The sequence below is a fragment of the Rhizobium sp. P1_E1 genome (assembly GCF_056406015.1).
This window is the reverse complement of sequence record NZ_JBFUAY010000230.1, coordinates 1-6,566: the sequence shown is the minus strand read 5'-3', so window position 1 is coordinate 6,566 and position 6,566 is coordinate 1. Positions and strand designations below refer to the sequence as shown.

Below are 6,566 nucleotides of genomic sequence, written 5' to 3'. Positions count from 1 at the left end.
CCGATGACATGCCCGATCTCATCCTGCTCGACCTCGGCCTGCCCGACACCCCCGGCCACGACCTGCTGCAGGCGTGGCGCGACGAAGGGCTTTCCATGCCGGTCGTCATTCTGTCCAGCCGCACCGATGAGGCTGGTATCGTTAAGGCGCTGGAAAGCGGCGCCGACGATTACGTCACCAAACCCTTCGGCATCAACGAGCTTGGCGCCCGCATCCGCGTGGCGCTGCGCCACCGCCTGCAGCAGCAGGGCGAAAAGGCGATCTTCCAGACCGGCGGGCTGTCGATCGATCTCGTCAAGCGCATCGTCAAGGTCGACGGCCAGGAAATAAAACTGTCGCCGAAGGAATACGACATCCTGCGCGTGCTCGCCCAGCATGCCGGCAAAGTGCTGACACACCAGTTTCTTCTAAAGCAGGTATGGGGGCCGGCGGCCGATGTGCAGTATCTGCGCGTCTACGTCCGGCAACTGCGGCAAAAAGTCGAACAGATTCCGGACCAGCCGCACTATATCACCACGGAGACCGGCGTCGGCTACCGGCTCAGGGAACCGGATTGACCTCCCTTCCCTCCCGCTGCCCGAACAGTATCGAGAATGACATGAACCTTCCCAACATCATCCGGCCGGAGCACACCTTCATCGGCGTGTCGGCGCCGACCAAATGGCGCGCACTGCAGATCATAGCCGACAAGGCCGCCAAGGCTTTCTCCGTCGATGGCCAGACCATCCTGAAGGCGCTCGAAGCGCGTGAGAAGCTCGGCTCCACCGGCATTGGCAACGGCATTGCCATCCCGCATGCGGCGATCGACGGCATGACCAGCCCGCGCGGCCTTCTCCTCCGCTTCGCCCAACCATTGGATTTCGAGGCGATCGACGATATCCCGACTGACATCGCCTTCGTGCTGCTCTTCGGAGAAAATAATCGTGGCGAATATCTGAACGTGCTATCGGCCATTGCCAGGCGGCTGCAAACGGACGGCGCGCTCGCCGCCATGCGCAAGGCAAGAACGGTCGACGAATTTTATTCCGATTTCATCGCCGATTCACGGGTGTGATGACATTGTTCTAAATTAAAAAAGGCGCGGCCTGAAGGTCGCGCCCACTCGTCTGCAAAGAGACGATCTTAGAAATCGCGCTGGAAGCGCAGGAAGCCGAACACTTCGTCGTCGCCTTCGTCCTCATCGTGATATTGCACGCTGAGCTTCGTACGCAGATCCTCGACGATGCGGTAGTCGATGGTGACACCGGTCGTGTAGGCGCTGCCGCCGGTGAAGCCGTTACCGTCAGCCTCGAGAGCGATGTTTTCGAAGTACTGGAAGCCGGGGGTGACCGACCACTTATCGTTGATCTTCAAGGCATACTCTGCTGCGATCGTCCATTCGGACTCTTCGTAGTAGTAGTTGGCGCCGCTTGCCCATACGCCGGCAATGCCGAGCGTGCCCGGGCCGATGTCGGCATAAACGATGCCGCGGACCGCGACTTCGCTGGTGTCGGTGTCATAACCGGCAAGCAGGTAAGCGCTGATGGCGCCGGCCTTGTAGGAAACCTGGCCTGCGACACCGAAGTTGTTCGGGCCGTCGCCCGGCTTGGTGGCGTAGTCTTCTTCCAGCTCGTCGACCGAAATGCCGGCCGCGAAAGCGCCATTCTCGTACTGATAACGGATCGAGTTGTGGGTCGTCTCGTTGCTGGCGAGCGTATCGGTCTCGCCGCTCATGTCGTCATCCCACCAGCTATACAGCTTACCGACGCGGAAACCGGCAATGTCGATGTAGCCTTCATCGAGCAATGCTTCCTGGTCAGAAGCGTTGTCGACATTGTAACGCAGCGTGATGACGCCGGTGAGCGTGCCGTACTCGGTGTCGTTCTTGGCCTGGAAGGTGACCTGACCGCGGGTCCAGAAGTCTACGTCGGAGTCGCCGGAAATATGGTCACCGAAACGCACTTCGGTACGGATGTAACCGCCGATCGAAAGGCATGTTTCCGTCCCCGGAATATAAAAATAGYCGGTTCCGTAGGCGTCGCAAACGCGAACATATTCCACGGGCTCGGGTTCCGCCGCCACGATGGCGTCGGCTGCGCGGGCTCCGGAGGCCGCGGCAAGGGCGGCAACGGAGGCAAAAAGGATAGTTCTGATATTCATTTTGAATGGCCCTAAACAGGTTTGGAATGCGAGGCGCACTTCAAGGGTTGCCCCCGCGCAGCGGTCGGCGAATACGACCGCAACGGAGGCCATATAGGAATCCACAAGTGCCATCGCGGCAAAATCTTGGCAAAAATCTGCATCACCATGTCGTATTCGTGGAGGAACTGTGGCCAAAAAAACACGGCCCTGCGGCGGGCAGCGCCCGGCGACCAATTGGCCGCGGCCAACTTCGGCACGTCCATTTCCAAATTACCCCTTAAATGGAATGACATTCTAACGGTAGCGCCGGAACCGGAAGAACCTTTGTTTCATTATACGACTGACTTGATAGTGTTTAGGCACAAACACGGAGGGTTCCCCAATGCAGACACAACGGCTCACCCGGCTCATCGCAGCCGCGGTCATGGCAGGCAGCTTCGCGATCGGGAGCATCGCTCCTGCATTCGCGGATCAGACGCTTCTTAACGTTTCCTACGATCCGACTCGCGAATTGTATAAGGATTTCAATGCTGCTTTTGCCGCCAAGTGGCAGAAGGACACCGGTGAAACCGTAACGATCCAGGCGTCGCATGGCGGCTCCGGTGCGCAGGCGCGCTCCGTCATCGACGGTCTCGACGCCGACGTCGTCACGCTGGCGCTCGAAGGTGATATCGACGCCATAGCCAAGAAGACCGGCAAGATCCCGGCCGACTGGAAGACCAAGTTCCCCAACAATTCGACACCCTATACGTCGACGATCGTCTTCCTGGTCCGTAAGGGCAACCCGAAGGGCATCAAGGATTGGGGCGACCTGGTCAAGGACGACGTGCAGGTCATCACCCCAAACCCGAAGACCTCGGGCGGCGCCCGCTGGAACTTCCTGGCCGCCTGGGCATGGGCCAAGCAGGCGAATGGCGGCGACGAAGCCAAGGCGCAGGATTACGTGACGAAACTGCTGCAGCACGTTCCGGTTCTCGATACAGGCGCGCGCGGCGCCACGACCACCTTCGTCCAGCGCGGCCTCGGCGACGTGCTGCTTGCCTGGGAAAACGAAGCCTATCTTTCACTTGAAGAGCTCGGTCCCGATCAGTTCGAGATCGTGACGCCGGCCTTCTCCATCCGTGCCGACCCGCCAGTCGCCATCGTCGACGGCAATGTCGACAAGAAGGGCACGCGCAAGGTCGCCGAAGCCTATCTCAACTACCTCTATTCGGACGAAGGCCAGAAGATCGCCGCCAAGCACTTCTACCGCCCGATCAAGCCGGAAGCCGCCGATCCGGCTGACATCGCCCGCTTCCCGAAGCTGACGCTGGCGACCATCGACGATTTCGGCGGCTGGAAAGACGCACAGCCGAAATTCTTCGGCGACGGCGGGGTATTTGACCAAATCTACAAGCCGGCCCAATAATAGACTTCATGAAAGCAYATAGCCCCACGCGGTGGCGGTTCAAGCGGCCGAGTGTCATTCCGGGTTTCGGAATGGCGCTCGGCCTTACCTTGACCTGGCTCACCCTTCTGATCCTCATCCCGCTCTCGGGCCTCGCCGTCCGGTCGAGCGCGCTCGGCTGGGAAACATTCTGGTCGATCGCACTCGATCCGCGCACGCTGAACGCGCTGCGCATCAGCTTCGGCAGCGCCTTCATCGCTGCGATCGTCAATGCTGTCTTCGGCATCATCCTCGCCTGGGTGCTGGTGCGTTACCGCTTTCCCGGCAAGCGTGTCATCGATGCCATGGTCGACCTGCCTTTCGCGCTGCCGACTGCCGTTGCCGGCATCGCGCTGACGACGCTCTACGCGCCGAACGGCTGGATCGGCCAGTTCCTGACGCCGCTCGGCATCAAGATCGCCTTTACGCCAGCCGGTATCGTCGTGGCGCTGATCTTCGTCGGCCTGCCCTTCGTGGTGCGCACCGTGCAGCCCGTCATGGAGGAAATCGACAAGGAAGTGGAGGAGGCTGCGGCAACGCTCGGCGCCAATCGCTTCCAGACGATTTTCCGCGTGCTGCTGCCGGGGCTGGCGCCCGCCGTGCTCACCGGCTTTGCGCTCGCCTTTGCCCGCGGCGTCGGCGAATACGGCTCGGTCATCTTCATCGCCGGCAACCTGCCGTTCAAATCGGAGATCGCGCCACTGCTGATCATCATCAAACTCGAAGAGTATAATTACGCGGCAGCGACCGGTATTGCGGCGATCATGCTGGTCATCTCGTTCGCCATGTTGCTCGTTATCAATCTCATCCAGAGCTGGAGCAGGCGGAGGTACGGCTATGGCGCTTGATGCGACCGTTCAACCGGTGAAGCTGCGTTCGGTGACCACCGAAAACAGGATCGCGCGCTTCACGCTGATCATTATTTCGCTCGTCTTCCTGCTGCTTATCCTGCTTCTGCCGCTCGCAGCAGTTTTCGTCGAGGCTTTCCGCAAAGGGCCCGCCCCCTTCTTCGTGGCGCTCGCCGACGCCGAGACCTTGTCGGCAATCCGCCTGACGCTGATCGTCGCCGGCGTCAGCGTGCCTCTCAACCTCGTCTTCGGGGTCGCCGCCGCCTGGGCGATCGCCAAGTTCGAGTTCAAGGGCAAGGCCTTCCTGACGACACTGATCGACCTGCCCTTCTCGGTCTCACCCGTTATATCGGGCCTGGTCTTCGTTCTGCTGTTCGGCTCCAGTACCTGGCTCGGCCAGTGGTTCAGCGCCCACGACATCAAGATCCTGTTCGCCGTGCCGGGGTTGATCCTCGCCACCATGTTCGTCACCTTCCCCTTCGTCGCCCGCGAGCTGATCCCGCTGATGCAGGAACAGGGAACCGCCGACGAGGAGGCAGCCCTTTCGCTCGGCGCCAGCGGCTGGCAGACCTTCTGGTACGTGACGCTGCCGAACATCAAATGGGGTCTGCTCTACGGTGTGCTGCTCTGCAACGCCCGCGCGATGGGTGAATTCGGCGCCGTCTCGGTGGTCTCTGGCCACATCCGCGGCCAGACGAACACCATGCCGCTGCAGGTGGAAATTCTCTATAACGAGTATAATTTCACCGGCGCTTTTGCCGTCGCTACACTTTTGGCCTTGCTCGCGCTCGTGACTCTTGTTTTGAAGACGCTGCTGGAAATGCGCTATAGCGCGGAAATCGCCGCCAGCCGGCGGCACTGAAGGATTTGGAATGGAAGTACGCGTTCAAAACATTCGCAAGGAATTCGATCGTTTTCCGGCGCTGCACGATGTCTCGCTCGACATCCGCTCCGGCGAGCTGATCGCACTGCTGGGCCCTTCGGGCTCCGGCAAGACGACATTGCTGCGGCTGATCGCCGGCCTCGAAAGCCCGACGGAGGGGCTGATCTTCTTCGGCGACGAGGATGCCTCGAAGAAATCAGTGCAGCAGCGCAATATCGGCTTCGTCTTCCAGCACTATGCTCTCTTCCGCTACATGACGGTGCTCGAAAACGTCTCCTTCGGCCTCAAGGTCAGAAACAGCGCGCGGCGGCCGCCTAAGGCCGACATCCGCAGGCGGGCGATCGAACTGCTCGAACTCGTCCAGCTTTCCGGTCTTGAAAAACGCTACCCGGCCCAGCTTTCGGGCGGCCAGCGCCAGCGTGTGGCGCTCGCCCGTGCGATGGCCGTCGAGCCGAACGTGCTGTTGCTCGACGAACCCTTCGGCGCGCTCGACGCCCAGGTGCGCAAGGACCTGCGCAAATGGCTGCGCGATATCCACGATCGCACCGGACATACCACCGTCTTCGTCACCCACGACCAGGATGAGGCGCTGGAGCTTGCCGACCGCGTCGTGGTCATGAGCCAGGGGGCGATCGAACAGGTCGGCACGCCGGACCAGGTCTACGACAATCCGAATTCTCCCTTCGTCTTCGGCTTCATCGGCCAGTCGAACTGCCTGCAGGTCGAGATTACTGACGGCGACATTCGCTTCGAAGGCCGCTCGCTCGGCCTCAATGCCGAGGGCGAGCCGGATGGCACGGCGCAGCTCTATTTCCGCCCGCACGACGTCAGGCTCTGCGAATCAGCCGAAAACTGCATCGCCGGCCATCCGGTCTCCAGCCGCCGCGTGGCCGGCACCCGCCATATCGAGTTGGATATCGGCAATGATCGCCCGCATATCGAGATCGAATTGCCGCCGAGCGAGGCCGACAGGCTTGACCGCAACCGGGTAGCCTTCAAGCCAACCCGCTGGAAACTGTTCCGCAGCTGATGGGGATTGGGGGCCTGTCGCCCACAGAGTCGTGCGTCTTTTCAAACGCGCGACTCTGCAACACATTGAATTTCTTCATAATTTATGCTGGAATCGATTCCGATTTCAGGAATTACGCAATAGCTTATCGCCGGAATGGTATTTGGCGAGAGTCCCTTAAGGTTTTTGTTATCTAAGGTTGTTTGTATTTCAGTCATATGACGAGTAAAACGTTTTCGCTTAATCATTAAGGGCTGGACTAATCCCATAGGAGGCACC

General features: G+C 60.3%; 8 protein-coding genes. 6 read left to right on the top strand and 2 right to left on the bottom strand.

The features are described 5' to 3' along the window. Both AC1D1Z_RS32375 and AC1D1Z_RS32370 read left to right on the top strand, forming a co-directional pair. A partial coding sequence (locus AC1D1Z_RS32375) for a winged helix-turn-helix domain-containing protein (RefSeq protein WP_477852933.1) occupies positions 1 to 557 on the top strand: 557 nt, incomplete at its 5' end. Positions 558 to 598: 41 nt separating this feature from the next. Beyond that, positions 599 to 1,054 carry a PTS sugar transporter subunit IIA gene (locus AC1D1Z_RS32370; RefSeq protein ID WP_282682527.1) on the top strand — a complete coding sequence of 152 codons (456 nt, stop codon included), beginning with the start codon at positions 599 to 601 and terminating at the stop codon, positions 1,052 to 1,054. Between the two features lie 68 nt (positions 1,055 to 1,122). On the opposite strand, the gene AC1D1Z_RS32365 is transcribed toward AC1D1Z_RS32370, so the two are convergent. Beyond that, positions 1,123 to 2,139 (bottom strand): porin, encoded by a 1,017-nt coding sequence (locus AC1D1Z_RS32365; protein WP_477852931.1) that lies wholly within the window; start codon positions 2,137 to 2,139, stop codon positions 1,123 to 1,125. 364 nt (positions 2,140 to 2,503) lie between these two features. On the opposite strand from AC1D1Z_RS32365, the gene AC1D1Z_RS32360 reads away from it, so the two are divergent. Genes AC1D1Z_RS32360 through AC1D1Z_RS32345 form a run of 4 tightly spaced genes read left to right on the top strand, consistent with a single transcriptional unit; the run spans position 2,504 to position 6,308 of the window. Beyond that, positions 2,504 to 3,529, top strand: a complete 1,026-nt coding sequence (locus tag AC1D1Z_RS32360; RefSeq protein WP_018246501.1) for a sulfate ABC transporter substrate-binding protein — start codon at positions 2,504 to 2,506, stop codon at positions 3,527 to 3,529. Positions 3,530 to 3,537: 8 nt separating this feature from the next. Then, a complete protein-coding gene (cysT, locus tag AC1D1Z_RS32355) occupies positions 3,538 to 4,395 on the top strand; it encodes a sulfate ABC transporter permease subunit CysT (RefSeq protein WP_477852929.1) in 858 nt (285 codons plus the stop codon). Next, on the top strand, positions 4,385 to 5,257 hold the full coding sequence (cysW, locus tag AC1D1Z_RS32350) for a sulfate ABC transporter permease subunit CysW (RefSeq protein ID WP_130719078.1): 873 nt from the start codon (positions 4,385 to 4,387) through the stop codon (positions 5,255 to 5,257). Before cysT ends, cysW begins: the two co-directional genes overlap by 11 nt. Before the next feature lie 10 nt (positions 5,258 to 5,267). Beyond that, positions 5,268 to 6,308 (top strand): sulfate/molybdate ABC transporter ATP-binding protein, encoded by a 1,041-nt coding sequence (locus AC1D1Z_RS32345; protein WP_477852926.1) that lies wholly within the window; start codon positions 5,268 to 5,270, stop codon positions 6,306 to 6,308. A 41-nt stretch (positions 6,309 to 6,349) separates the two neighbouring features. On the opposite strand, the gene AC1D1Z_RS32340 is transcribed toward AC1D1Z_RS32345, so the two are convergent. After that, positions 6,350 to 6,566 (bottom strand): hypothetical protein (locus AC1D1Z_RS32340; protein WP_477852924.1); only part of this gene is annotated, 217 nt, incomplete at its 5' end.

What these genes read in the sequence shown, in the direction of transcription:
- cysW (WP_130719078.1), top strand. Translation starts at nt 4,385, where the DNA reads ATGGCGCTTGATGCGACCGTTCAACCGGTGAAGCTGCGTTCGGTGACC.
- AC1D1Z_RS32370 (WP_282682527.1), top strand. Translation starts at nt 599, where the DNA reads ATGAACCTTCCCAACATCATCCGGCCGGAGCACACCTTCATCGGCGTG.
- AC1D1Z_RS32345 (WP_477852926.1), top strand. Translation starts at nt 5,268, where the DNA reads ATGGAAGTACGCGTTCAAAACATTCGCAAGGAATTCGATCGTTTTCCG.
- AC1D1Z_RS32360 (WP_018246501.1), top strand. Translation starts at nt 2,504, where the DNA reads ATGCAGACACAACGGCTCACCCGGCTCATCGCAGCCGCGGTCATGGCA.